This window comes from Photobacterium gaetbulicola, assembly GCF_003025515.1.
GTDB lineage: Bacteria > Pseudomonadota > Gammaproteobacteria > Enterobacterales > Vibrionaceae > Photobacterium > Photobacterium gaetbulicola.
The window spans coordinates 22,194-48,355 of sequence record NZ_PYME01000039.1 but is presented as its reverse complement, the minus strand read 5'-3'; the positions used below and the strand labels follow the sequence as shown (position 1 = coordinate 48,355).

The 26,162-nt window shown below is 48.1% G+C and carries 25 protein-coding genes and 1 pseudogene; 16 read left to right on the top strand and 10 right to left on the bottom strand.

Going from position 1 to position 26,162, the window contains the following annotated elements; all coding sequences use genetic code 11:
- Positions 1 to 270: 270 nt before the first annotated feature.
- Positions 271 to 651 (top strand): hypothetical protein, encoded by a 381-nt coding sequence (locus C9J03_RS24070; RefSeq protein WP_146149109.1) that lies wholly within the window; start codon positions 271 to 273, stop codon positions 649 to 651.
- Positions 652 to 665: 14 nt separating this feature from the next.
- On the opposite strand, the pseudogene C9J03_RS24065 reads toward C9J03_RS24070, so the two are convergent.
- Positions 666 to 797 (bottom strand): annotated as a pseudogene (locus tag C9J03_RS24065) (helix-turn-helix domain-containing protein); the annotation flags it as partial.
- A 262-nt stretch (positions 798 to 1,059) separates the two neighbouring features.
- On the opposite strand from C9J03_RS24065, the gene C9J03_RS24060 reads away from it, so the two are divergent.
- Complete coding sequence (locus tag C9J03_RS24060; protein ID WP_039463790.1) at positions 1,060 to 1,599, top strand: 3'-5' exonuclease; 540 nt, start codon at positions 1,060 to 1,062, stop codon at positions 1,597 to 1,599.
- A 237-nt stretch (positions 1,600 to 1,836) separates the two neighbouring features.
- Positions 1,837 to 2,244 (top strand): hypothetical protein, encoded by a 408-nt coding sequence (locus tag C9J03_RS24055; RefSeq protein WP_044621339.1) that lies wholly within the window; start codon positions 1,837 to 1,839, stop codon positions 2,242 to 2,244.
- A gap of 77 nt (positions 2,245 to 2,321) precedes the next feature.
- On the opposite strand, the gene C9J03_RS24050 is transcribed toward C9J03_RS24055, so the two are convergent.
- Positions 2,322 to 2,624: a DUF4442 domain-containing protein gene (locus tag C9J03_RS24050; RefSeq protein WP_082060489.1), complete on the bottom strand. Its 303-nt coding sequence runs from the start codon at positions 2,622 to 2,624 to the stop codon at positions 2,322 to 2,324.
- Positions 2,625 to 2,874: 250 nt separating this feature from the next.
- Between C9J03_RS24050 and C9J03_RS24045 the strand changes: the two genes are divergently transcribed.
- From C9J03_RS24045 to C9J03_RS24000, 9 genes are all read left to right on the top strand, one after another.
- Entirely contained in the window at positions 2,875 to 3,765 is an 891-nt protein-coding gene (locus C9J03_RS24045) for a DMT family transporter (protein ID WP_044621338.1), read from the top strand.
- Positions 3,766 to 4,015: 250 nt separating this feature from the next.
- Positions 4,016 to 4,720, top strand: coding sequence for a GntR family transcriptional regulator (locus C9J03_RS24035; protein WP_044621337.1), 705 nt, complete (start codon positions 4,016 to 4,018; stop codon positions 4,718 to 4,720).
- The gene (gene prpB, locus C9J03_RS24030) at positions 4,717 to 5,586 is read left to right on the top strand and encodes a methylisocitrate lyase (protein ID WP_044621336.1); all 870 of its coding nucleotides are present in this window, start codon (positions 4,717 to 4,719) and stop codon (positions 5,584 to 5,586) included. The genes C9J03_RS24035 and prpB overlap by 4 nt, the downstream gene beginning before the upstream one ends.
- 141 nt (positions 5,587 to 5,727) lie before the next feature.
- Positions 5,728 to 6,903, top strand: coding sequence for a bifunctional 2-methylcitrate synthase/citrate synthase (prpC, locus tag C9J03_RS24025; RefSeq protein ID WP_044621335.1), 1,176 nt, complete (start codon positions 5,728 to 5,730; stop codon positions 6,901 to 6,903).
- Positions 6,904 to 6,927: 24 nt separating this feature from the next.
- A complete protein-coding gene (gene acnD / locus C9J03_RS24020; protein WP_044621334.1) occupies positions 6,928 to 9,513 on the top strand; it encodes a Fe/S-dependent 2-methylisocitrate dehydratase AcnD in 2,586 nt (861 codons plus the stop codon).
- 12 nt (positions 9,514 to 9,525) lie between these two features.
- Positions 9,526 to 10,716, top strand: coding sequence for a 2-methylaconitate cis-trans isomerase PrpF (gene prpF / locus C9J03_RS24015; protein ID WP_044621333.1), 1,191 nt, complete (start codon positions 9,526 to 9,528; stop codon positions 10,714 to 10,716).
- A gap of 104 nt (positions 10,717 to 10,820) precedes the next feature.
- A complete protein-coding gene (locus C9J03_RS24010; RefSeq protein ID WP_044621332.1) occupies positions 10,821 to 12,695 on the top strand; it encodes a propionyl-CoA synthetase in 1,875 nt (624 codons plus the stop codon).
- Positions 12,696 to 12,917: 222 nt separating this feature from the next.
- A complete protein-coding gene (locus C9J03_RS24005) occupies positions 12,918 to 13,232 on the top strand; it encodes a hypothetical protein (protein ID WP_044621331.1) in 315 nt (104 codons plus the stop codon).
- A gap of 491 nt (positions 13,233 to 13,723) precedes the next feature.
- The gene (locus C9J03_RS24000; protein ID WP_146149110.1) at positions 13,724 to 14,563 is read left to right on the top strand and encodes a (2Fe-2S)-binding protein; all 840 of its coding nucleotides are present in this window, start codon (positions 13,724 to 13,726) and stop codon (positions 14,561 to 14,563) included.
- On the opposite strand, the gene C9J03_RS23995 is transcribed toward C9J03_RS24000, so the two are convergent.
- A complete protein-coding gene (locus C9J03_RS23995; RefSeq protein WP_044621329.1) occupies positions 14,553 to 15,374 on the bottom strand; it encodes a bestrophin-like domain in 822 nt (273 codons plus the stop codon). The genes C9J03_RS24000 and C9J03_RS23995 overlap by 11 nt on opposite strands.
- 174 nt (positions 15,375 to 15,548) lie before the next feature.
- Between C9J03_RS23995 and C9J03_RS23990 the strand changes: the two genes are divergently transcribed.
- Entirely contained in the window at positions 15,549 to 15,980 is a 432-nt protein-coding gene (locus tag C9J03_RS23990) for a universal stress protein (protein WP_044621328.1), read from the top strand.
- 2 nt (positions 15,981 to 15,982) lie between these two features.
- Here the strand turns inward: C9J03_RS23990 and C9J03_RS23985 are convergent, their stop codons facing one another.
- Positions 15,983 to 16,510, bottom strand: coding sequence for a GNAT family N-acetyltransferase (locus C9J03_RS23985; protein ID WP_052829639.1), 528 nt, complete (start codon positions 16,508 to 16,510; stop codon positions 15,983 to 15,985).
- 275 nt (positions 16,511 to 16,785) lie between these two features.
- On the opposite strand from C9J03_RS23985, the gene C9J03_RS23980 reads away from it, so the two are divergent.
- From C9J03_RS23980 to C9J03_RS26805, 3 genes are all read left to right on the top strand, one after another.
- The gene (locus C9J03_RS23980; protein WP_044621327.1) at positions 16,786 to 19,071 is read left to right on the top strand and encodes a glycoside hydrolase family 3 protein; all 2,286 of its coding nucleotides are present in this window, start codon (positions 16,786 to 16,788) and stop codon (positions 19,069 to 19,071) included.
- Positions 19,072 to 19,222: 151 nt separating this feature from the next.
- Positions 19,223 to 19,705: a NanQ anomerase/TabA/YiaL family protein gene (locus C9J03_RS26810; protein WP_044621326.1), complete on the top strand. Its 483-nt coding sequence runs from the start codon at positions 19,223 to 19,225 to the stop codon at positions 19,703 to 19,705.
- Complete coding sequence (locus tag C9J03_RS26805; RefSeq protein ID WP_044621325.1) at positions 19,706 to 20,098, top strand: hypothetical protein; 393 nt, start codon at positions 19,706 to 19,708, stop codon at positions 20,096 to 20,098. It begins immediately after the preceding gene.
- Between the two features lie 162 nt (positions 20,099 to 20,260).
- Here the strand turns inward: C9J03_RS26805 and C9J03_RS23970 are convergent, their stop codons facing one another.
- From C9J03_RS23970 to C9J03_RS23945, 6 genes are all read right to left on the bottom strand, one after another.
- Positions 20,261 to 20,761, bottom strand: coding sequence for a YgjV family protein (locus C9J03_RS23970; RefSeq protein WP_044621324.1), 501 nt, complete (start codon positions 20,759 to 20,761; stop codon positions 20,261 to 20,263).
- A 9-nt stretch (positions 20,762 to 20,770) separates the two neighbouring features.
- Positions 20,771 to 21,430 carry a hypothetical protein gene (locus tag C9J03_RS23965; RefSeq protein ID WP_044621323.1) on the bottom strand — a complete coding sequence of 220 codons (660 nt, stop codon included), beginning with the start codon at positions 21,428 to 21,430 and terminating at the stop codon, positions 20,771 to 20,773.
- A gap of 110 nt (positions 21,431 to 21,540) precedes the next feature.
- Positions 21,541 to 22,167 (bottom strand): bifunctional 4-hydroxy-2-oxoglutarate aldolase/2-dehydro-3-deoxy-phosphogluconate aldolase, encoded by a 627-nt coding sequence (locus C9J03_RS23960; RefSeq protein ID WP_044621322.1) that lies wholly within the window; start codon positions 22,165 to 22,167, stop codon positions 21,541 to 21,543.
- Positions 22,168 to 22,184: 17 nt separating this feature from the next.
- The gene (locus C9J03_RS23955) at positions 22,185 to 23,147 is read right to left on the bottom strand and encodes a sugar kinase (RefSeq protein WP_044621321.1); all 963 of its coding nucleotides are present in this window, start codon (positions 23,145 to 23,147) and stop codon (positions 22,185 to 22,187) included.
- A complete protein-coding gene (gene uxaC, locus C9J03_RS23950; RefSeq protein WP_044621320.1) occupies positions 23,144 to 24,568 on the bottom strand; it encodes a glucuronate isomerase in 1,425 nt (474 codons plus the stop codon). Before uxaC ends, C9J03_RS23955 begins: the two co-directional genes overlap by 4 nt.
- Positions 24,569 to 24,622: 54 nt before the next feature.
- Positions 24,623 to 26,086 (bottom strand): fructuronate reductase, encoded by a 1,464-nt coding sequence (locus tag C9J03_RS23945; protein WP_044621319.1) that lies wholly within the window; start codon positions 26,084 to 26,086, stop codon positions 24,623 to 24,625.
- Between the last annotated feature and the right edge of the window lie 76 nt (positions 26,087 to 26,162).

Here is a 26,162-nt window from a genome sequence, read left to right as displayed (position 1 = left end):
CCCCACTCATCAATCGGATACCTAACCCCCTCTGAATTTGCAGTACTAACACGTTCAGGGCTAAACAACAGCAATGTAACTGACATTACTAAAGAGGTGCTGGATTAGTTATTGGGGGCAGGTCAGGATTAATAGTGCTCCTATTGGCAGCTCGCCACTTTTAAATTCAATTACGGTTTAGATAAAGTATTGTTAGATAGAGGGGGAGGGGTTCTAGTTTTGTCCGCCCCCTTGGTGCTTACCATTTTTTTAGCAAGCAAGGAGATGCAAGTGATTGAAGTGATTGAGGTTATTTTTAAAGGGGTAGCAGTTTTATGTTGTTTGTGTGTTATGGTGGCTCTACTTGAAATATCAAGGTTTAAGTGGGTTGGTTTTAAACGAAGGCAGGCAGTATCCCGCCGTAAACAAGAAGTAGCCGAATGGGACAATATTAATGTTCGCAGAACCCCAATTTTGCCAAAAGAACGTTTGAGCCTTACTACAGATAAAACTGTGGGTGTTAAGCTGGAATCCATAGATGAGGTGATTCAGGCTGATAATGAAGAGTACGAGTATCAGCTTATGGTTTGCTCAATAGCTGCACAGGCGGCTATGAGTAGAGAGAGACAGGCCGCAAAAAACAAGCGGCCCAAACTAACGATAGTGAAGTAGGAAATTAGCCGTAACTAAACTCCCCCCATAATCATCAGCTTTTTAGCTCGCTGAACTGTTGACGGATTGCAACCGATCTCCAAAGCCACTTTTCTTATACTCATGCCACTATCTAACAGTTCGATGATTTTAGTTGTCCTTTCTTGATCACGTTTTCGGCCCTGTGACCTGTATGATTGACCTTTTGAGTGACTGCTTGATTGACCTCATGACAGGTGTTTTCCAGCATATTTCGAGCAGTGGGCTTTGAATGAGGGCTAGGTTGTCGCATGGTCCGAATCTCTCAGATTACAGCGAGATACCTTGATAACAGCAACTTAGTGGTAATTCCTCTTACTTCACACTTTGGCTAACCCGCCGCTAAATGCTATCCTTCGTGCCAGTTATAGCGTGATATCCGGAAGTAAGATGAATTTTAACCGTATTGTTTGTTTTGACCTCGAAATGTGCTGTTGGAATGATGGCCGCGAGTCAAGAACAGGTGAGATCATTGAAATTGGCGTTGCAGAGCTCGATCTAACCAGCGGTGAGGTTGTACGCAGAGCCCAGCACTTTGTCAAACCGGATCATGATGAAGTGTCGCCGTTTTGCACAGAGCTTACGGGGATAAAACCTGAAGTGGTGGCCAAGAACGGTAAGCCGCTTGGGCATATTTTGAAATCCATTGAACAGAAGTTCGGTGGTCGGCATAAAATCTATGCGGCCTGGGGACGTGATGACATTATCCTTCGTAAGGAGTGCGAAGAAAAGGGCCTGAAGGTTCCATTTGATGAGTATCTCAACCTAGCAACCTTGTTCCGGTTGCAGCGCCATGTGACCAAGAAGCGATGTGGCCAGCGAGCTGCGATGGAAATGGCTGGTATCGAATGGGAAGGGCGGCAGCACTCTGGCTACGATGATGCCTACAATTTAGCGCGGTTAGCCAAAACACTTTTCATTAATGATTAAAGAAAAAGTGGTAGGGGTCGCTTGTGTGAGCAAGAAACGAAGAAATGTTCCTAAATCGGGTTTTTTGGATAAATACTCAGTCATTTCTTCGATAAGGTTATAATTTTTCTATGGTTTACGCATCATTTTAATTGACAAATAAATCATGATAGTTAACATTATGCAAAAAATAAAATATGCAAATTGTTGGCTATGGATTTTACAACTTGTCAAATTCCGGTAAGGAATCGACTCAATATGGACGAGTTTCCTTGTTCAGATAAACTCAATGAACAGCGTCCGTACGAGGAAATTATTCGATGGTGGAATGTCCCTTATGTGGACGAACTAACCTATGAAGAATCTGGGGAAATTGGGGTGTGCGTGCTTGATGGCGCCACCTGGGACGGACCTAGATTGATCTCTGAGCATGCTACCTTTGAGGAAGCGGTAGCGGCTGCTAATTTTTATGTCAACCATTCAGATATTTGGCGCCGCTTTAAAGAGCCCTATCAGCCGCTGGCAAAGGTTGATCACCTGATTGATATGAGTTCGTTCATCCATGGCAAATTAGCCAAGATGGATGAGGAGCAGCTGTTTGAGTATATGTTCCATTGGTTGCCAAAGGTCAATAAAACGGCAACACCCGTATTGGAAGCATCGTAAGCTGGGTAGTATTCACATATAAATGGCACAGTGACCACACTGTGCCATTTTTTCTGTAGATTGTATTGTTAATGCTGTTAAGTAATTCTCACATTCATCGTGATTTCAGCTTTAAAGACGACATTCCCCTCAGTATCTTTTACCTCAACCGGCAAAAGTTTGTCACCTTCAGTATTCCAGTCAATATTTTCACCTTGGGCTCGGGCAGTTAGATCTATTTTCGCTTTTTTTAAATATTCCACCGTCATTCCAACCGGGATCCAGTGACTGTTAACAGGGATAGATACATCCGCCATCATCCCTCCTGCGAGCTCTGCCATATTACACATCGCGATAGCATGCACCGTATATAAGTGGTTAGAGTGATGGAAAAGTGTCATGCATTCCTGCGGGATAGATCACTCTTTCTTGATGGGAATGAATTTGGTTAAGTACGATGGGGTGGGTTTTTATATTTTAAATATCAATAGCATATGAGGTTTTTAAAACGTTTGGATATGTCCTCAATACCATGAAGCGGCTGCTGAAAAAACCAAATGTCTGACAATAGAACCACGATGTCTTTTTAGAGATATTTATTTGTAACCTGACGTGACACAATTCCCAGGTAATCAAATTAAAAGGCAAACCATGTTCTATTTATTTCCTCTATTGACTGTAATCATTTGGGCAGGGAATGCCATCGTAAACAAAATGTCGTACAGCGTGATCGACCCTGGAGCGATCTCTTTTTATCGCTGGTTTTTTGCCATGATGGTATTGACTCCTTTTGTTCTACCATCGGTATGGCGCAAACGTCATGAAATCAAACCTTATTTGTCCAAGCTGGCATTCTTAGCCTTGCTTGGTATGGTACTCAACCAGTCTCTGGGGTACTTTGCTGCCGCAACAACGACAGCAACCAATATGGCCCTCATTGTTTCACTTGTCCCGTTGCTGAGTATGTTTCTGAGTGTTCCGTTGCTGGGGCAGCGCCTGTTACCGCTAGCCATGGTTGGGGCGGTGTTATCATTGGCAGGCTTGGTATTTATGTTAGGCCATGGTGACATCAGTACCCTGACTTCCCAGGGGATCAAGCAGGGCGATGCACTGTTGCTGATTGCTGCCTTTGTCTATGCGTTATATTGCGTACTACTAAAGCGTTGGAAAATGCCATTAAGTAACTGGCAATCTGTATATATGCAGGGGCTTTTTGCCGTCACTATGCTAACCCCGTTGCTGCTTGGCAGTGAACGTACGGCAATCACTGGGGAATCACTTCCTTTGATTATGTATGCTGCACTGCCAGCTTCGGTATTGGCACCTTGGTGCTGGCTCAAAGGCATCGAAATTCTCGGCGCTGATCGTACCGCGATGTTCATGAACCTGATGCCAGTGCTGACGGCTCTGATCGCCAGTATCACATTGGGTGAGCAGTTAGCGGTATACCATTATATCGGTGGAGGTATGGTCCTCTCCGGTGTGATTCTGGCACAGCGCAAACCAAAACCTATCCAAACCGACAATATGGCCACGGCGTAAATACCAAGTCCATTTGTCTGAAAGGGTTGCTTGCTGCAACCCTTTTTTTATCTTCGCCAATCGCCAATCGCCAATCGCCAATCGCCAATCGCCAATCGCCAATCGCCAATCGCCAATCGCCAATCGCCAGGATTGTCGACAATCTATACTAAGGTCTAATACATTTTGTTAACAATTAACTTGTAAAAGCGGTTTTGTAGCGCTAAATTTGTTCGCAGGTTAACAAGTTGTTGACAATTGGTGCGGGTGAATAAGGTTGAAATTGAAAAGTGTCGACAGGCCAAGTGAAAAGGAAGGTACCAAGTCTGACAATCTGACTGAACAGCTCATAGATCAGATTGTGAATGGTACCTATCCCGCGGGCAGCAAGATATCAGAGCCAGAGTTAGCCAAATATTATGGCGTGAGCCGCGGACCATTGCGCGAGGCCATCATGCGCTTGGAATCGATGGGGCTGGTTGAGCGTATTCCTCACGTCGGAGCCCGGGTGGTCGCTCTGAGTCAGGAAAAGCTGATTGAGATCTACGCGGTACGTGAAGCGCTCGAAGGTATGGCGGCAAGGCTGGCCTGCGAGCACATTTCCGACGAAGAGCTGGACGGGCTGGAAGCGTTACTTGATGCCCATCACCAGCATATCGAGCAGGTTGAAGGGGCATCTTACTTTCACCAGCAAGGAGATTTTGATTTCCACTACCGGGTCATCAAAGCCAGCCGGAATACCAAGTTGATCAGCCTGCTTTGCGATGAGCTTTATCATTTACTGCGAATGTACCGTTACCAGTCTCAGCGTTCGCATTCTCGTCCTGAGCAGGCTCTAAAGGAACACTTTCATCTTCTCAGCGCCCTGAAAGAGCGTGATGGGGAGTTGGCAGAGATGTTGATGCGGCGTCATATCATGAGAAGCCGCCAGTTGATTGAACAGCAGTTGAAGCAGGATAAGGAGAAAGCCTCATGAGTCCAGGGAAACGCTTCCGCCAAGCGGTAGCCAATAACAACCCGTTACAGATTGTCGGCACCGTCAACCCGTATTGCGCCATGATGGCAGAGCAAGTGGGTCATCAGGCGGTATATTTATCGGGGGGAGGAATTGCCAACGCTTCATATGGTTTGCCGGACTTGGGTATTACGACCTTGAACGATGTGTTGGAAGACGTTCGCCGGATTACCGCTGCCACGACACTTCCGCTGATGGTCGACATTGATACGGGATTTGGCGGTGCATTCAATATTACTCGTACCATCAAGGAAATGGAGCGCAGTGGGGCTGCTGCTGTTCATATGGAAGACCAGGTGGCACAGAAGCGCTGCGGCCACCGACCGAATAAAGCCATTGTGAGCCAGCAAGAAATGGTTGACAGGATCAAAGCGGCGGTTGATGCCAGAGTGGATCCTGACTTCGTGATCATGGCCAGAACCGATGCATTAGCGGTCGAGGGAATAGAGTCGGCTATCGAAAGGGCTCAAGCCTGCGTGGAAGCCGGAGCAGATATGATTTTCCCTGAAGCAATAAATACGCTTGAGCAGTATCAGCAATTCTCAGATGCCGTCAAGGTGCCGATTTTGGCCAATATCACCGAATTCGGTCAAACGCCTCTGTTCAGTACCGATGAGCTTGCTGAATGTGGTGTCGATATGGTGCTTTACCCGCTTTCTGCATTCAGGGCGATGAACCAAGCGGCACTGAATGTCTACCAGCACTTATTGCAAGACGGACATCAGCGTAATGTGGTCGATCAAATGCAAACTCGTGAAGAGCTATACCGTTACCTGGGCTACCACGACTATGAGCAAACATTAGATAAGCTATTCAAGCAGCCTTGATAATCGGCTAAAGAAATAATTCCAAGAATAAAAATAGACAGGGTAGAAATAAGCTCTGGGGATCAGTGTACCTGCTTATTCCGCTAAAGAAGCGGGAAGGTTCATTCAATATCGTGAATACAACTAAAGAAGGAGTCTGCTATGACTGCTATAGCCGTAGCTGATGTTAAGAAGGACGGAAATGAAAAGAAACCTGCTGCGATTGGTGGCGCGGGCCTTAGGGGGCAAAGCGCGGGGGTGACAGCGCTGTGTACTGTGGGTAAATCTGGTACAGGGTTAACGTATCGGGGCTACGATATCACGGATTTGGCCAATAATGCTGAGTTTGAAGAAGTGGCCTATTTATTATTAAAAGGCAAACTTCCTAATAAACAAGAATTACAAAGTTATAAACAAGCATTAATGAATTTCCGAGGGTTGCCGGAATCACTGAAATTAGTATTAGAAACGATTCCTGCCGATGCCCATCCGATGGATGTGATGAGAACTGGTTGCTCAATGCTCGGTAACTTGGATCAGGAGCTGGATTTCTCCCAGCAGGATGATAAAACTGACCAGTTGCTTGCCATGCTACCGGCCATTATCTGCTATTGGTATCGCTATAGTCATGACGGGGTTCGTATTGATACGGCCAGCAGCAGTGAGGATAGCATTGGCGGTTATTTCCTCGAAATGCTCACCGGTCAGTCGCCGTCGGAACTTCATAAGCAGGTCATGCACTGTTCGCTGGTACTTTACGCCGAGCATGAGTTCAACGCTTCAACATTTACTGCCCGTGTCTGTGCCTCCACCTTGTCTGATCTCCATTCTTGCATCACAGCGGCAATCGGCAGTTTGCGAGGTCCGCTGCATGGCGGTGCCAACGAGGCCGCGATGGCCATGATAGAGAATTGGCAGACTCCCGACGAGGCTGAAGCAGGGATCATGCAGATGCTGGCGAACAAAGACAAGATTATGGGCTTTGGCCATGCAATATACCGTGAATCCGACCCCCGGAATGCTTTAATTAAAGCATGGTCGGAAAAACTGTCTGTCGATGTTGGCGATACGCATTTGTATGCGGTGTCTGAACGGGTCGAGCAGGTGATGAAGCGGGAAAAAGGACTGTTCTGCAATGCTGACTTTTTCCATGCCTCAGCCTATCACTTTATGGGGATCCCAACCAAGCTGTTTACCCCCATCTTCGTGATGAGCCGAGTCACCGGCTGGGCAGCCCATGTCTACGAGCAGCGGGCCAATAACCGGATTATACGTCCCAGTGCTGATTATGAAGGACCAGAGCACCAGGATTGGTTGCCGATTGAAGAGCGCCGTTAACGCCTCATTTCACGGATGTAACTTATGAAGATGAATACTAGATACCGTAAGCCTCTTGCTGATACCGGACTTGATTTCTTCGATACGAGAGAAGCCGTCAATGAGATATCGCCAGACGCATACGAAACCCTGCCGTACACGTCTCGGGTATTGGCCGAGCAACTGATCAGGCGCTGTGATCCGGAGTCACTGGCTGCCAGCCTAAAGCAAATTATTGACCGAAAACGCGACCTTGATTTCCCTTGGTATCCGGCGCGGGTGGTTTGTCACGATATATTGGGACAAACCGCCTTGGTCGACCTTGCGGGGTTGCGCGACGCCATTGCCGAACAAGGCGGTGATCCGTCTAAAGTCAATCCGGTGGTGGAGACCCAGCTGATTGTTGACCATTCTCTTGCTGTTGAGTATGCCGGATTTGACCCTGATGCGTTCGACAAAAACCGAGCGATTGAAGAGCGCCGCAACGAAGACCGCTTCCATTTTATCGAGTGGTGCAAAACCGCCTTCGAAAATGTCAGCGTGATCCCAGCGGGCAACGGCATCATGCACCAGATCAATCTGGAGAAAATGTCGCCGGTGGTTCAGACCAAGAATGGCGTGGCCTATCCTGATACCTGTGTCGGTACCGACAGCCATACTCCGCATGTCGATGCGTTGGGCGTCATCGCCATTGGGGTTGGCGGGCTTGAGGCGGAGACCGTCATGCTGGGCCGTCCTTCTATGATGCGCTTGCCGGATATTGTTGGTGTCAACCTGACCGGCAAGCGTCAGCCGGGGATCACCGCGACGGATATCGTATTGGCAATTACCGAGTTTCTGCGTAATGAACGTGTCGTTTCGTCCTATCTGGAATTCTTTGGTGAGGGCGCGCGCGATCTGACTATTGGGGATCGGGCGACTATCTCCAATATGACACCGGAGTACGGCGCAACGGCAGGGATGTTCTATATCGATGAGCAGACGATTAACTACCTCAAGCTAACAGGCCGTGACGAGCAACAGGTTGAGCTGGTGGAAAAATACGCCAAGCAAGCCGGGTTATGGGCAGATGATCTGAAGCATGCCGAATACGAGCGCGTGCTGGAATTTGACTTATCAACGGTTTCACGCAACATGGCTGGGCCTTCGAATCCCCACCGCCGTTTGCCAACGTCGGAGTTAGCGGCACGCGGAATTTCCGGTGACTGGAACGAAACAGAGGGTGAGCTGCCGGATGGCGCGGTGATTATCGCCGCCATTACCTCGTGTACTAATACCAGCAACCCGCGTAACGTCGTTGCCGCTGGGCTCTTGGCCAAGAAAGCCAATGAGCTGGGCTTGGTGCGTAAACCCTGGGTGAAGTCTTCTTTTGCTCCGGGCTCGAAAGTCGCCAAATTGTACTTGCAAGATGCGGGATTATTGCCGGAGCTGGAAAAACTCGGCTTCGGTATTGTGGCTTATGCTTGTACCACCTGTAACGGTATGAGTGGTGCGCTGGATCCGAAAATCCAGCAGGAGATCATCGACCGTGACCTCTATACAACCGCTGTTTTGTCCGGCAACCGAAACTTCGATGGCCGGATCCATCCTTATGCCAAGCAGGCGTTTTTGGCCTCTCCCCCTTTGGTGGTTGCCTACGCGCTGGCAGGCACGATCCGGTTCGATATCGAGCGTGATTCGCTGGGTACGGATAGTCAGGGTAAGCCGGTTTACCTCAATGATCTGTGGCCTAGTGACGAGGAGATTGATGCGGTCGTTGGCCAGTATGTCAAGCCTGAACAGTTCAATCAGGTTTACATTCAAATGTTTAAACTGGATGACGAACAGCGTAACAGCAACCCACTGTATGACTGGCGGCCAATGAGTACCTATATTCGCAGGCCGCCTTATTGGGAAGGTGCGTTGGCCGGAGAGAGAACATTGTCCGGCATGCGGCCATTGGCGCTGTTGGGCGACAATATCACCACCGACCACCTCTCTCCCTCCAATGCCATTCTCGCGTCCAGCGCCGCAGGGGAGTATTTGGCGAAAATGGGGTTACCGGAAGAGGACTTCAATTCTTATGCCACCCACCGCGGTGATCACCTGACGGCGCAGCGGGCGACGTTCGCCAACCCGAAGCTGTTCAATGAAATGGTCAAGCAGGATGGCGAGGTTGTACAGGGATCATTGGCGCGTATCGAGCCGGAAGGCAAGGTAGTGCGTATGTGGGAAGCCATTGAGACCTACATGAACCGGAAACAGCCTTTGATTGTGGTCGCGGGTGCCGATTACGGTCAGGGATCTTCCCGGGACTGGGCGGCAAAAGGGGTGCGTTTGGCGGGTGTGGAAGCCATCGTGGCCGAAGGGTTCGAGCGTATCCACCGCACTAACTTGGTGGGAATGGGGGTCTTGCCGCTGCAATTTAAAGAAGGGATCAACCGAAACACCTTAGCACTTGATGGGACTGAGTTGTATGACGTCGTTGGTGAGATCCAGCCAGGGGCAGATTTGGCCTTGGTCGTCACACGGACCAACGGTGAAAAGGTCGATGTACCGGTAACCTGCCGCCTTGATACGGCCGATGAGGTGGCCGTATACGCAGCCGGCGGTGTGCTGCAGCGTTTTGCCAAAGATTTCTTGGCGCAATAGGGGGAGAGGACAATGACATATTCAACTTCCCAGTCGCAAATGAAAATCCCAGCCACCTTCATGCGGGGAGGCACCAGCAAAGGGGTGTTTTTCAACCTGGCCGATCTGCCGCCGCAGGCACAGGTAGCCGGTAAAGCCCGCGACCAACTGTTGCTACGGGTTATCGGCAGTCCCGACCCTTACGCCAAGCAAATCGATGGCATGGGCGGGGCAACCTCGAGTACCAGCAAAACGGTTATAGTATCGAAAAGTAACAAGGCCGGACACGATGTCGATTACCTGTTTGGTCAGGTATCCATCGATAAGCCCTTTGTCGACTGGAGCGGTAATTGTGGCAACCTGTCTGCGGCCGTCGGTCCCTTTGCTATCCATGCTGGTTTGATTGCCAAAGAGCGTATTCCTGAAAATGGCGTGATTGCGGTACGGGTTTGGCAGCTCAATATCGAGAAAACAATTGTTATCCAGGTGCCGGTAGTCAATGGCTGCGTACAGGAAACCGGGGCGTTCGAGCTTGACGGCGTGACTTTCCCGGCTGCCGAAATTCAGGTGGATTTCATGGATCCGGCTGAAGGCGATGGCTCGATGTTTCCTACTGGCAATTTGGTGGATGAACTTGATGTGCCGGGTATCGGTATGTTTAACGCCACGCTGATCAACGCAGGGATCCCGACGATTTTTATTGATGCCGAAGCTCTGGGTTATAGCGGTACAGAATTGCAAGGTGATATCAACAATGACGATAAGGCGCTGGCGATGTTCGAACGCATTCGTGCTTATGGGGCGTTGAAAATTGGGTTGATTTCTCATTTGGACGAAGCCGAGACACGCCAGCATACCCCCAAAGTCGCTTTTGTTTCCAAACCCAAGAGTTATCTCTCATCAAGCGGTAAAACGGTAGCTGACGGCGACGTCGATCTGTTGGTTCGGGCCCTGTCGATGGGCAAATTGCACCACGCCATGATGGGGACCGCAGCCGTTGCGATTGCTGCAGCGGCTAGTGTGCCGGGGACTTTGGTGAATTTGGCGGCTGGAGGCGGAGAAAAAGAGTCGGTGACGTTCGGTCACCCATCCGGAACGCTGAAGGTGGGTGCACAGGCGAAACAAGTTCAACAACATTGGGTGGTTGATAAAGTCATGATGAGCCGCAGCGCGCGTATTTTGATGGAGGGCGCTGTCCGTGTTCCGTCGACTGTCTTTGAATAGCCGCTATCGAAGATAGACCTTCGATAAAAAGCCTTTAATTAGCAATGTCAGGATATATACCGAGGGTACAGCTCAAATGCCCTGGGTATGCTGGAGGAATCACTATGTCTAAATATCAGGAAGAATATCAACGGGCACAAACCGCACCGCAACAATTTTGGCAGCAGCAAGCGAAAAAGCTTCCGTGGTATCAATTTCCCCAAAACATTTTAAGCCAAGACGAAAATGGCATAGAGCGTTGGTTTGCTGATGGCGAGCTCAACACTTGCTATATGGCTTTGGATCAACATGTCGAGGCGGGGAGAGGTGATCAAACCGCGCTGATTTACGATTCACCGGTGACTGGTACTAAAATTCAGTACAGCTACCAAGTGCTGAGGGATCAAGTGGCCAAGACGGCGGGGATGTTGGCAGCGTTGGGGGTAACAAAGGGCGATCGCGTGGTGATCTATATGCCGATGATCCCTGAAGCCGCGATGGCCATGCTGGCTTGTGCACGTATCGGCGCCATTCATTCTGTGGTGTTTGGTGGTTTTGCTCCCAATGAGTTGGCCGTCCGGATTGAAGATGCTGAGCCGAAGTTGGTACTCACTGCCAGTTGTGGCATTGAAGTGAGTAAGGTTGTTCCCTATAAGCCGCTGGTTGATCAAGCTATTATGGATAGTCGCTGGAAGCCTGAGCATGTGGTGGTTTTCCAACGTAATGCCTGCCGCGCCGAGCTAACCGAGGAAAGGGATCGTGACTGGCAGACTTTGAAGCAAAAAGCCGAGATGCATCCTTGTGTGCCTGTGAAAGCTACGGATCCTCTTTATATCCTGTACACATCGGGGACCACGGGTAAACCCAAAGGGGTGGTCAGGGATAATGGCGGACATGCTGTAGCGATGAAATACAGCATGGAAACCATTTATGACGTCGAACCTGGCGACGTATTCTGGGCGGCATCAGATGTAGGGTGGGTAGTGGGTCATTCCTATATTGTTTACGGTCCGTTAATCCATGGTTGTACAACGGTCATGTTTGAAGGTAAGCCGGTGAAAACACCCGATCCGGCGGCGTTTTGGCGAGTGTGCAATGACTACGGGGTCAAGGTGCTGTTTTCAGCTCCGACGGCGTTTCGGGCCATAAAGAAAGAAGATCCCGAAGGGGCGTTATTGGCTGATTACCCAATGGTTGAGTTAAGAGCGATATACATGGCAGGAGAGAGGTTAGATCCACCGACGCTGAAGTGGGTGCAGGAGAAAACCGGTCGCCCAGTCATTGATCACTGGTGGCAAACCGAAACAGGGTGGGCGATTGCCGGCAACCCGGTCGGTCTCGAAAGCTTTGAAGTCAAGCCGGGCTCTGCGACAATGCCGATCCCCGGCTACGGGGTGGCCGTGTTGGATGAAGCTGGTGAAGAAAAGTCGGCCAATCAACAAGGGTATATTGCGATAAAACGCCCACTACCGCCTGGATGCTTACCGACGGTTTGGCGCAATCACGACAGGTTCCAGTCTGGTTATCTCAGCCAGTTTCCTGGTTACTATGTATCAGGGGATGGTGGTTATTTTGATGCGGATGGTTACCTATTTGTCATGGGGCGAATAGATGATGTTATCAATGTTGCCGGACACCGACTATCAACCGGCGAGATGGAAGAGGTTGTCGGAGGCCATGAAGCGGTTGCTGAATGTGCGGTGATTGGTGTTCATGATGATCTGAAAGGGCAATTACCCCTGGGACTGGTCGTGTTGAAAGACGGATATTATTCTGCAGACGGAAGTATAGAAGAGCAGCTGATGCAGAAAGTCAGGAGTGAAATCGGTGCAGTAGCATGTTTTAATCGCGCGCTGGTGGTCGATCGGTTGCCAAAAACACGCTCAGGCAAGATCCTACGTCGAGTAATCAGGCAAATTGCGGATGGTGAACAATATGTCGTGCCTTCGACCATAGATGATCCATCAAGCCTAGGTGAGATTGAAAAAGCACTGAGTTAGCTTGGTTGAGTGAGGCAATGAACTGTATTTCCTAAAGCAACAACTGAAGTGGCCCTTCAATTTATTGGGCCATTTGTAGCGTATTGGCCAAGCGCATGCGATAAAACCGGGCTGTTATCCTTTCAGCACGCAAGATAGGACAATGATTGCACACTGTGATCTTGATCATATTTGCATTGTGGACTATCAATAAAAGCAGTGCTTTGCGAAAAGGAGGATGCCATGCCAGTTAACTTGATTATTATTGGATTTGCTCTTGCGGTGTTAGCGCTTGATAAACTGTCTATTTTTGATGATGACACGGCTGACTACGTCAATGTTCCTACCAACCAACCGAGCGCTGAGCTGGTTGAAAAAAACGAAGAGCCAACTATTACTAAAGTAAATGCAAGAGTGTCATACCCTGTAGCCCCCGTTTCGCCGCGACATAGCATTGATGAGTATGATGCCATGATGACCCCGAATGCCACCCCCCATGCCTCGCTGAACGTAAAACAGGTGGTGCTGGGAGGAATGGTGCTTCCTGCTGATTATTAAAAAAGCCACATTATGTGGCTTTTTGATAGTCTTTTAGAAACGCAGTCCTTGCCTTGCTCAGTGCTGATTGTGTTTCTGTTTTTAGTTTTCGCCTAACCAGTTTGGCATCCTTACTCATAGTCATATTTCCTATGCATTCCATGCACGTTTGAATAACGCTGCTATTTATCATTTTACGGCTTTTAATTGTGACTTGCGTCCCAAATACTGATGCCTTTTGCAGACGAATATATACAAAACTGTTGTTTAATTAAAGCTTTATGGTATTGCAATACGGTTAAAACCCATGGTTTCGTGATCTTTATCAACTTATGCGCTGTGATTCCTATGCTGCTGTGGAGTATTTAATCAACTTCAATTTCCCCTCAGCGGATTGATATTGAATTATTGAATCAGGTATGCGTTAGGATAGAATCAACGTTAATGAAATAAGTGGGCTTTGAATTTTGAAATCAAAGCTAAAGCGTGTATCTCTCGAAGTAGACATTAAGATGAATTTATCCGCAGAATTGGCTCCTATTTGGCTCGGAGAGCCCGTAAATCCAACACTTGACTCGCAACTTGATTGGTTGTTTCAACGAGAGCCTTTTTTTCGCCTTCACTATGGGGACGTTGGCCAGCCGTTACCTGAGTGGATGGAGAGCCAGCTTGAAATAACGATTGATAGATTCAGCTTAGACGTCGGTGCGCGTCACGCTGTCGGTGCATCGTTGTGGCTTAAAAGCTTCACTGCGCATTTGATTTCGGGCTTGGCTGCACTGCGGCTGAAATTTAATCGTGTTCCCCTACTATCCATTGATCAAATAAGCCTTGATGTTGCTGAAAATGGTAAATTAAAACGAGTCGGGTTCTCGCCCAATATTTCTTTTCTCTGCCTGCCGGATGATCCATTAGCCCATGAAACTTCAGCAAACGTGGTAGAGTCCGAGCAAGTACTCGATCAGCATTTATCGAGGTTAATTATTGAAGTTGGTCAATTTTTGGCACCAAAATTCAAAGAGCAAAAGGTGAATACCCCGCAGTTCTGGGGAGCTATGGGCTACGCGGTAGGCCTGGTGTTTCAAAAGCTGACCCAGCATGGCTGTGATAGAGCTTTGATTGAACGATTACAGCCAAAGGCTGATCAGTGGTTGGCCGGTCTGTTACCCGATTTCCCGGAGCTAAACGGTGTCAGGGCCGCTAGCCAAGGGGAAGTGAGTATCTACTATATTCGACGCGAAACCTGCTGTCTTAAATATAAACTTGAAGGTAAGAAGCATTGCGCCACTTGCCAGCAGCGAGCTCCCGAGGAACAACTCGCACTCTATCATTCAAAGGTGCCTACTCACTGAGCTTGAGTTTGCCAACATCATCGGGGTAGAGCACCTTGTCTAGGCTGTCCCGTAGATCTATGAGCGGTTGTTGACTGATTTCTATGATACTTCTGGCAGGCCGGTCTAGCTCGACGATAAGTGTCAGTACCAATGAAAATGCCATCGCAAAAGGCAGAGCAGCAACCAGCGCTCTGCCTTTGTTTTGAGCTCCGACTTGAAGGCCCGTTAGTGCGATGGTTAAAAAAGTAAGCAGGCCAAGGGTAAACCAGATACTTACGGGTATTCGCCCTCGTAGACTTTTATTGACTCTTTCTGTATGTATATCAATTACTTCATTAAGGGAATTTATATAAAGCAGCAGTAGTTCTGGCGACGTTTCTCCATAGGCATTGACCGCTTGATTCCAAAGTTTGAGGTGTAATATCTCACTTTCCCCAACGATTCTGTTCAAGTGTTTCTTTTTCACCTTTTTGTCTTCAACAACTCGTATTGTGACATACTCGCGCAGTAACTCCCGGCTCCGGGAGCGGTATGGCTCAGCCAGTAGCCCCGTACGCAGAATAGTTGTCCCAACAGCATTGGCTTCTGATAACACCAATTCTTTTCGGTCTGCAGATTTGGTTGCCGCCATGCTGAATGTGATGGCCAGAATAAAGGCAAGCAAACTGGCCAATCCTGTCGCCATCGGGCTGATTGACTGGCTGATCTGCTTGGATGGAAAACGCAATGCCAAGCGGTATCCGAACTCGAACATCAGGGCAATAGTGCTGAAAATCAGCCCTAGGATGATGAAAATTGATAGAGAATCGATGAAGGATTCTTGATACATACAGCAACCTTGAAAAGAAACTCAACCAAACGTTAGTGCAAGGCGTTGCCTGCGGGGTGAAACCAGTGAAACTTCAGGCACTAATAGTATAGCGGCTCATGAGTGTCGCGATTCTTAGTTTGATATAAGCTAAACTCTTAATGTCTTATATCATGCTCACTTGAGGGGATGCTGATGAAATATAGGCATGTCTTGTTAGCGGTTAACTTTGACGCCAATGCAGAGTACCTAGTAATGAAAGCTGTTGAGCAAGCGCGAGCCCATGATGCACTGTTGAGCGTTATTCATATTGACCCTGACTTCACTGAGTTGTACGAGGGGGTCAGGGACTTCAACCCTACGGCGCTTGATGATTCGGTGCATATCGAGTCGGTAAGGGCAATGAATAGCCTATTGCAAGGAGCCAACTATCCTATCAACAAACACATTTTCTATGCTGGGTATGTAGAAGATCAAATTATCAAGGCAATCAAAGAATTTGGGATAGACCTGCTTGTTTTTGGGCACCATGAATCAAGCTGGTTTCATCAATTGACCCTTTCGAGCAGCGAGCCCTTGCTCAGAAAAATGCCCTGTGATCTGTTGTTCGTCAGGGTGGAGCGCTGATCTTAACGTTCCAATATAGTGGCTATTTGTTCCCACTGATAAACTAGCTCATCGACCAGGCTACCCTCCGGTGCCTGCCATTGCTGGCTGAGAACCGGGTTGCCGCCGAAATAGTCATAAAAGCGTTGGGCACTGACATTCTGGCTAAGTACTTCTAGGTATGCCCCATTGTGTGAGGCTTCTGCTTGGATAACGCGCGCCGCGTGTTGCAGCAAAGCTTTTCCAACCCCTTTACCCTTGGTCCCGGTGTCAACATGGAGGTTTTCGATTAACGTGCCTTGAGCATCGCTTTGATCTAGGTAGATACAGATGAAGCCAAGCAGCTTTTTTTGTTCTGATGCGACAAAGATACGCTGATTGGCACTCGGTTGGCTAAATCTATGCTGCCAAATTGTTCCCCGCTCGCTAAAAACGCCTTTAGAGAGGTATTGCTCATCTAATAATCCAGCATAAACAGCTTGCCAGCTAGTGGCGTGAAGTTGAGCGATAGCATTTTGATCGATTGATTGTGCTGGCTTGATGGTAATCACAAAAACTCCTTTTATGGATACGAACCCTTCCTTATATATTTGATATTAATTCAAAAAATCACTACTGCAATACCAGTATTAGAATAGTGAATCTGTGAGCTGGTAGCAAAGAATCCAAATAATTCTAATTGTAAATAGAATAGCGTGATCAAGGTATACCAAAAAAACAAACTGGTTGATCTTGATCGGCTAAATAAACAAAATTGGTTAACCAAATTAACTGGGAGAGTATTATCCCTCATGTTTCCGAATGACAAATAATTAAAAGGCGAACCATGAGCAATAAACTCTTTACCCTAGCGCCTATCGCAGTGGCGTTGATTTTAGCTGGTTGTAATTCCTCATCAAACTCAAGTGATGGCAAAGACGACCTAGTACAACCGATAGTACAATCCCGTGTACATGATATTTTAGAAGTGGATGGTTACCAATTCCGTGATGCCAACGGCGATGGTGAACTGGCACCGTATGAAGATTGGCGCCTTACTTCTGAGGAGCGTGCCGCTGATTTGGTTAGCCGGATGACGCTTGAAGAGAAAGTCGGGATGATGTTGATCGATACGCTGAATGCTGAAGCATACGGGTATATTGGCACAAAGCATCAAGATTTTGTTAACCGCCAGAAGATGAATCGCTTTATCTTCCGAAATAATATTCTGACCCAGGAAGAAATTGACGCACTCACTGATGAGGAGCGCCAAGATGGGGGGGCTGCTGGGGGACCTGGTGGGCCGAACTACGTGATTAGCCCGAGAGAAGCTGCTCAGTATATGAATACTGTGCAGGAGCTTACGGAGCGAACGCGGTTGGGTATTCCTGCACTATTTAAATCGAATGCACGTAACCATATTGATCCGAATGCCAAAGCCGGTATCAATGTTGATTCAGGGGCATTTACCGGTTGGCCGAAAGAAGGCGGTTTGGCTGCTACAGGGGATATGGAGCTGATTGCCGAGTTTGGTGAGGTAATGCGTGCTGAATGGAATGCGATTGGTCTGCGTGGTATGTATGGTTACATGGCCGACTTGGCGACAGAGCCGCGCTGGTACCGTGTTCACGAAACCTTTAGCTCGGATGCAGACTTGACGTCGGATATTATCCAAACTCTGGTGGATAATTTGCAGGGCGAAGAGGTTGGATCAGACAGTATAGTTCTGACGATGAAACACTTCCCTGGCGGCGGCCCACAGTTCTTGGGCTCGGATCCTCACTATTTTGCCGGCCAACACCAAAGCTATCCGGCGGGTAAGTTCGATTACCACCTCAAGCCATTCATTACTGCAATTGATGCAGGGGTCGCTGCGATCATGCCTTACTACGGTATCGTGGGTGGCGGTGACTGGTCGATAAATATCCCTGATAACGAAACAAACCTCGATGTGGGTAATGGCCAACTGCTTGAGGAGCTTCTTCATCCACGTGATCACGATACTCTACGCGTAGCCAACAATGATTATTCGACGGAAGTCGGTCAACCGGCTGGTAATGTGGGGGTTGCTTTCTCCAAAGGGATTTTGGACGATCTTTTGCGTAAGAAGCTCGGTTTCAGCGGTGTAATTAACTCAGATACAGGGATCATCAATGATCCAAATAACCCGCACACAGATTATGAAATGATGCATAACAACCGTGCTTGGGGACTGCAAGACAAGAACAAAACTGAGCAATTCGTGATTGCGATTGAAGCGGGTACCGATGTGTTCTCTGGCTTTAACCGTAATGATGAAATCCGGACTGTTGTTGAACAAGGTTTGGTTTCAGAAGAGCGTATTGATGAGTCGGTAAAACGCCTGCTTAAAGTACAATTTGATTTGGGGCTATTTGAAAACGCCTACGTCGATGCCGACAAAGCGAATGAAATTGTAGGTAACGCAGAGTTCCAAGAAAAGGCGCAGTTAGCTCAACGTAAAGCCGTCGTGTTACTTGATAACCAAGATCAAACACTGCCGTTGCGCTCTAACACCAGCCTATTCACTATGGGTATGGATGGTGATATAGCCAAAGAATACGGCTTCGACGTGACTGTGGGTGATGACGATGACGGTAACAAGGTCGCTGATGCAACAGGCAAAGATCATGCGTTGATCCGCGTCCGTGTTGATAATATCCCTGCTGTCATTTCAGGAGATATTCCAAACAACCGAGCTTTAGTCTTCGGTGGTGCAGATTTCGATGAGTTGTCAGTTCTTGATTTCACCAGCATGGCAAATGACATTAAAGGTGAGGGTAGCTCTTGGGTTGTCACACCTTCATTGGAAGATATTCAAGCTGTCATGGATGAAGTGGGTCCAGAAAATACAGTGCTTTCTATCTACTTCCGCCAACCATATGTGCTTGATAATGAAAGTCGATTAAGGGAAGCCGGTGCTACTTTAGCGACCTTCGGCTCAGATGACCGCGCGGTGATGGATGTTGTTAGCGGTAAGTTTAACCCGCAAGGTAAACTGCCGTTTGCACTGGCGAATAGTGCAGAGGCGATTATCAGACAAGACTCAGATGATCCATCTTATAAAGACGGTGATACGCTATATCCACTTGGCCATGGCTTGAGCTATAAATAACATCGTACGAGTAACTAAAGTAGTTGAGGAGCCTGATTAATATCAGGCTCTTTTTTTGATCTTGGTCTACTAATGAAATGAAATTGGTCAACCACTTCGTGTTGCTGGTATATAATGTATTCACATAATAAATTAGTTGCTCGAGGTATACGTGTACAGAGGTAATTTGTGCTCTCTGGAAAGCTATCGCCATATTCCATATCCGTTGATCGAACTAATCCAAGTGGTGAAGCGAAAGATTCAATCAAATAGCACAGTAGGCACCTATTCCGTGATTGGTGATGATGTTTTCTATTTTATTGTCGACGATAAGACAAAGAATTTTTCAGAAACAAAGTCAGAAATTCACCAACGATATATTGATGTCCAAATTGTAATGGAAGGGGAAGAAATGTACGGCTATAGCCAAAGCCCCTTTAATTCAATCGATGAAGATTTCATTGCAGATAAAGATGTAGCATTTAGTAAAGATATTGTCGATGAGCAGTTTGCTACTTTGTATAAAGATGATTTTATTATTTTCAATACTGAACAACCTCATCGTCCATTAGTCGCTACCTCTGAGCCTGCAAGTGTTAAGAAAGCAGTAATTAAAGTCAGTAAAGAATACTTAATTAATGACGCAGAGGTTTGAATGAATACTTATATGAATATGTTGGAGTGGGAAGACAGTGCTATCCCACACCGGTTGTGGGTCGAAAGGCTGGATAATGGTCGGACTCGTCTGTGCATGAAGATCGTGAAAGATGTTGAGCCCGAGATGCTCTACCTTGAACTTCCTGTATCGCAAGAAAAGGTGATGGGGGCATGGCAAGGAAGGGCGGCTGCGGTATCTGATGCGTATGATGATGGCTGTTTATATTCTCAAGTTCGTAGCTTGTTTAATCTCGACAATGGTTGTGTTGTCTGGACTGTTAACCATATTCAGCTCGCAGATAAGCAAAAGATGTCAGCTGACAAATTAGCCTTTATTCCAGGCATGACTCACGATCAGGGCTTGTTGAAGGCCATTTTAGAAACGGCTTAACTGAAAGATCTCTGTATTTTATATTTCTACTCTTGTGTGTTAGTAAACCTAAAGCTATTAAAATTATTAAAAATAAAGCACATCATAATTAAAGATGATGTGCTTTTTATTTTGAGGTGGATGTGTTCTTTTTTGATAAAATGGCAAAATAACAAAAATATATTAAGCTGTCCGTCTTGAGGTAAGCATTCTTGATATAGTGTATAAGTTGACAATAATAAAGGTCGACTCCATTAGTGTTCCACCAATTGATCCCAGAAGTAAATTATTCGCCAACCAACAAAAAGAATTGAACAAAATGAGTATACGCAACTTTATCCCTTCAGTCTGGAATAACCCCCACGTTGCTACTGAGGCACCAAAAATGGTCAGCAATTCATAAATATGTTGCAAACTCGGCAAGCCCATTAGCCATAGCAGGGTAATAAAGAACCACATTACCTTGTTGGATTTGGTTTTGGTCGAAGCATAACTTCTTAGTGCACTGATCCCACAGCCAAACGCCGCAGTGAATGCCCCCATTAAAATAAAATGGCTGCATAATACAACTTGGAAAACTGTCAGGTGTAGGCGAAACCGGTTGCCGTTTTGATGGAGAAAAGCAGAAGCACCGACAAGAAAAGCAAATAAGCCAACACTCTGGGCGAAATTAAGTTCTAACATGGTAAATCTCTACTTAGATCTCTTGACTTTGACCAGTTTGGACAGGTATCGGCAGCACAATGCTGGGCTCGATAAAACCGGTGGGGATGTGTGATGAACATATTCAACTGCCGGTGCCATTGAAGCTTGGGCAAGGACGATGGTCGCGCAGGAATCACCAATTTGCTCAACATGCCTTGCGATGGCTTTGGCATACAGAATCGCATCCCCCTTCGCGTAGTGCTGCCAGGCATTGGGAACCACGGTGCATGAAATCTCTGGAGATTGGTTAAGTTGCTTTGCACATTGATTGAGCAGGGCAATGGTAGGCTCTATCGTGCTTTCGAGAGCCGCCAGAACATGGATGTTACCCGTAAGTACCGCATGTTCCGCCATAGGTCTATCAACACGAATGACCTGGCTAGCTATATCCGCCGTTTGCTCTGCAGCATCACCAATAGTTGAGCAGGTACAGATAATGATGTCTGCGCCGTCTTGGGCTATTTGCTGTATTTGCTGCTGGACGTGTTTGATGACACCCGGTGTCAGGCCATCTGTCATGGCTTGCTTGAGCAGCTCTTCGTTGACATGGTGGCTAATCGTAACGCTATGGTCGGCAAGGTATTGGTTGATATAGGGGCGAAACAATATTTTGTTAGCCTCTAGCGTGTAGAGAAAAGCGATTTTCATGAGATGCAATCTTTAGCAGAGATGAAAAAAGGAGACGGAAAAAGAAAGGCTTCCCACGGGAAGCCTGACATTAATACCAAATTGACTAACAGTCAGTTTGGTTCTAGACATTAGCCCACCAAGTCAGCGGCTTCACGGGCAAGACGACCGATCTCGTCCCAGCGCCCTTCATTGATAAGCTTTTTATCTACCATCCAAGTACCGCCGCAGGCAAAGACACGATCTACTGCAAGGTAGTCATTGACGTTTTGGGCGTTGATGCCACCTGTTGGCATGAACTGGATTTGGGTGTAAGGCGCCAACAGAGATTTCACCATATTGATGCCGCCTGAAGCTTCCGCCGGGAAAAATTTTAGCGTTGTTACGCCCACTTCAATCGCTGCTTCTACTGCGCTTGGATTGTTCACCCCTGGGACAATTTCAATCCCTAGCTCTTGGCAAGCTTTAACGGTATTTGGGTTAAAGCCTGGAGAAACCACAAATGTTGCACCGGCTTCCTTGGCCGCAATGGCTTGCTCTCGGTTTAGTACCGTACCCGCTCCAATCAACATCTCTGGCTGCGCTTCACGAAGCAGGCGAATGGCTTCAGCGGCTGCATCAGAACGGAAGGTAATTTCAGCAGCGGGCAGGCCGTTTTCAGCCAATGCTTTGCCCAGCGGGATAATATCTTCAGCACGATCAATAGCGATCACTGGGATGATTTTAATTTGTGCAAGTTGTTGTGCCGTAGTGCTCATTGTTGAGTCTTCCTTATTTAGTGCTCACAGAGAGCAGGTTCTTGTTTGTTAAATTGGATTTGCGCCATCGCTTGGGCTGGGATAATCGCGCCTTTGTGTTGAATAACAGTGCCAGCCAATAAATGGCCTTGCTCCGAACATTTCACCGGGGATTTTCCGTTTATTAGACCCGCCATGAAACCGGCGTTGAACGAGTCGCCGGCTGAGGTGGTATCGACCACTTGCTTAACCGGTGTGGTAGCGACAAATGTGCGGGTTTGGGTTGTGAAGTCCTCGTGGTAGTTACCCTTGGCACCCATTTTTACAACCGCTTGGCGAACGCCTGCGGCTTTTAGTCTTTCCAAGGTCTCTTCTTCGTTGCTATCGTCCCACAGGCTGGCTTCGTCGTCGTTGGTGACAAGCGCCAAGGCCGTGAATGAAAACACCTGCTGGTAGCATTCACGGGCCTGTTCAGCTGATGCCCACAAGGCTGGACGGTAGTTGGTATCGAACAGGATCTCGACACCAGTGCGCGCCAGTAGCTGCAGCAGCCCAATAAGCTGCTGGCGGTCTTCTTTCGGCAGAATGGCAAGGCTGATCCCACTGAGGTATACCATGTCCATTTTGGTGAGATTATCTGCCATCTTAGTAAAATCAGGGTGTTGAAGCATATACCGGGCTGCCGATTGGTTGCGCCAATACAGGAAGGTACGCTCACCTTGATCATCTAGCTGGATCAAATACAGTCCAGGTTGGCGGGAACTATCTCGCAGTACCAAATCGGTACTAACACCTTCTTGCTGCCAGCGGGCAATCATGCCATCACTGATAGCATCGCAGCCCAAGGCAGACACATAATTGATTTCAGCGGATTTGCCTGCCGAACGAGCCAGATAGACTGCTGTATTTAGGGAGTCACCACCGTATATTTGGTGCATGTCACTAAACGGCGCGCCATTTAGCTCAATCATGCACTCGCCGATGAGGGCAATGCGTTTCATGCTTGCTCTCCCGGTAGGGTGAAGTAGCGTTTAGCGTTGCTGAAACATATGTCTTGAACCATTTTGCCTAGCATGTTGATGTCGTTAGGTACTTCACCGTTTAGTACCCACTGACCAATCATGTTGCACAGAATACGGCGGAAGTACTCGTGGCGGGTATAGGACAAGAAACTGCGAGAATCGGTCAGCATGCCGACAAACTGGCTGAGTAGGCCAAGCTGCGATAGCTGCTCCATCTGGCGCTGCATGCCATCTTTCTGGTCGTTGAACCACCAACCAGAGCCAAACTGGACTTTGCCTGCGATGCCGCCACCTTGGAAGTTACCAATCATGGTCGCCATCATCTCGTTGTCACGGGGATTTAGGCAATACAGAATAGTCTTAGGTAGTTCGTTGGTCAGATCCATGTCATCCAGCAGCGAAGCAAGCTGGAAGGCAAACGGGCGATCACCGATAGAGTCAAAGCCGGCATCGGCACCGAGCAGTTTGAACATACGGGTACTATTGTTGCGCTGGGCACCAATATGTAGCTGCATTACCCAGCCACGTTTGGCGTATTGCTTGCCAAGCCAAACCTGTACGGCCGTGCTGAATTGGTCGACTTCATCTTCAGTAAGCACTTCACCCGCTAGGCGGCGGGTTAGCATCTTGTTAAGTTCTGTTTCGGCTGGTGTTTTGCCGTAGCGGACAATCTCGATACCGTGGTCTGCCGCGCGGCAACCATGGGCTGCGAAATGGTCAAGGCGGCGATCCAGCGCGGTGAGTAAATCGGCAAAAGAGGTGATCTCGATATCAGCCGCTTGCCCCAAAAGTTGCATGTATTCAGCAAAGCCATCCAGCTCAATTTTGAAGGCGCGGTCTGGACGCCAGCTTGGTGCGACTTCGACATCGAAACTCTCGTCTTCGGTAATTGCTTTGTGGTATTCCAATGAATGGATAGGGTCATCGGTTGTTCCGGCCATCACCACATTCATCTGTTTCATGATGCCGCGTGCCGAAAATTCTGGGCTTGCTAGCTTTTCATTGCAATCGTGCCAGATATCTTCGGCAGTATCCGGTCCGAATAGTTTGCCGGTGATACCAAAAGGACGACGAAGCTCAAGGTGAGTCCAGTGGTAGAGTGGATTGCCAAGCGTTTGTGGAACGGTTTTGGCCCACGCCATGTATTTATCAAAATCAGAGGACTCTTTGCCGGTAATAAGCGCCTCTGGAATACCTGCAGAGCGCATGCCTCGCCATTTATAGTGATCGCCTTCTAGCCACATTTGACCGATGTTATCGAAGCGGCGGTTCTGCGCAACTTCCTGCGGATTCAAGTGGCAGTGGTAATCATAGATTGGCATGTCCTTGGCGTAGTCATGGTAGAGCACGCGCGCAATTTCATTGGAAAGCAAGAAGTCGTCACAAAGAAAGTCTTTCATCATAAGCTCCAAAGTGACACCGGGCGACAGCCATCGCCCAGTGTCTAATATCGGTTAAAGAGAAGCAACGGCTGCGCGTGCGCCTTTGCTGATAATAAGCTGGTAAGCCTTGGTCACGGCTTCTACGAAGCCTTCGTTTTTGATTAGGTCGGTACCAAAAATGGCTTCGATGCTCAGGATGGCTTTAACAACCGCAGGCTCTTTGCCGTATTGCTGGTAGATTTCACGGAACTGCTCAACCATTGGGTCACGGACATCAATTTCTTGATTTTCCTCGTCAACACCACTGATATAAGTCATCCAACCGGCAATGCCCATGGCTAGCCACTTGTACTCAGTACCGACAGCCAAGTGATGGTGAAGCGAGCCGCCCATGCGCTGAGGAATTTTCTGGCTACCGTCCATTGCAATCTGCCATGTCTGGTGTTTCAGACTTGGGTTGGTAAAGCGCTCGATAAGCAGCTTGGCATACGCTTCAAGATCGGTACCTTCAGGCATTGTGAGGGTAGGGGCCTGAGCCTGCATCATCATGTCAAATGCAGCCCTGCGGTAGCTCTCATTGGTCATGGTGTCGGAGATGTGCTTGTAGCCGCCAAGATAGCCAAGGTAAGCAAGGAATGAATGGCTGCCGTTTAGCATACGCAGCTTCATTTCTTCGAACGGTACAACATCGGCAACGAACTCAGCCCCGGCAATGTCCCAGTCAGGGCGACCATTAACGAAGTTATCCTCAATCACCCACTGGCGGAACGGTTCACAGGCAATACCGCATGGGTCAGCCACACCAACCAGCTCGGTGATTTCAGCCAGAGTCTCAGGTGTAGCAGCAGGCACAATGCGGTCAACCATGGTACATGGGAAGGTCACATTGGCTTCAATCCAACTCGCTAGCTCCTGGTCAACCAAATTGGCGAAATCCAAAACGGCTGCACGGGCAACATGGCCATTTTCTTGCACGTTATCGCAAGACATCACGGTAAATGGCTTCAGGCCAAGCTCGCGGCGGATACGCAGGGCTTCGACGATGTAGCCAATGGCAGAGCTCGGCTCGCGAGGGTTGGCCAAATCCGCTTGAATCAGGCCATTATTCTTGTCCAAACGGCCAGTGGCAGGATCCGCACAGTAGCCTTTTTCGGTAATCGTCATCGAAATAATGGCGACTTGCTCTTCAGACATTTTTTCCAGAACTGCACGTTTGCCTTCAAAGTTAGGGTGAAGGGACTCAGTAACCGAAGCAATGAGCTTGACGTCGGTTGCCTTAGCACCTTTTTCTGCCACCGTATACAGATGATCCTGGGCACGGAGCTGGGTAATAAGATCTTCACCGCCAAACAGGTTAACTTCACAGATTCCCCAGTCGCAGCCTGTTTTTTCTAGCATCTCGTTGGTAAACAAGGCTTGGTGTGCGCGGTGGAAAGCGCCAAAACCCAAGTGAACGATGCGGCTTTTCAGTACTGAACGATCAAAGGTTGGGCGAATGACGTTTGTGTTGAGTGGAGTATTTGAAATTGTGTCCATTTTCTTTTTCCTTTGGCCCACCAACTGGAGTTGGTGGGCGGGTTTATCAGGGAAGTCTTCTGCGTGTTATAGATTG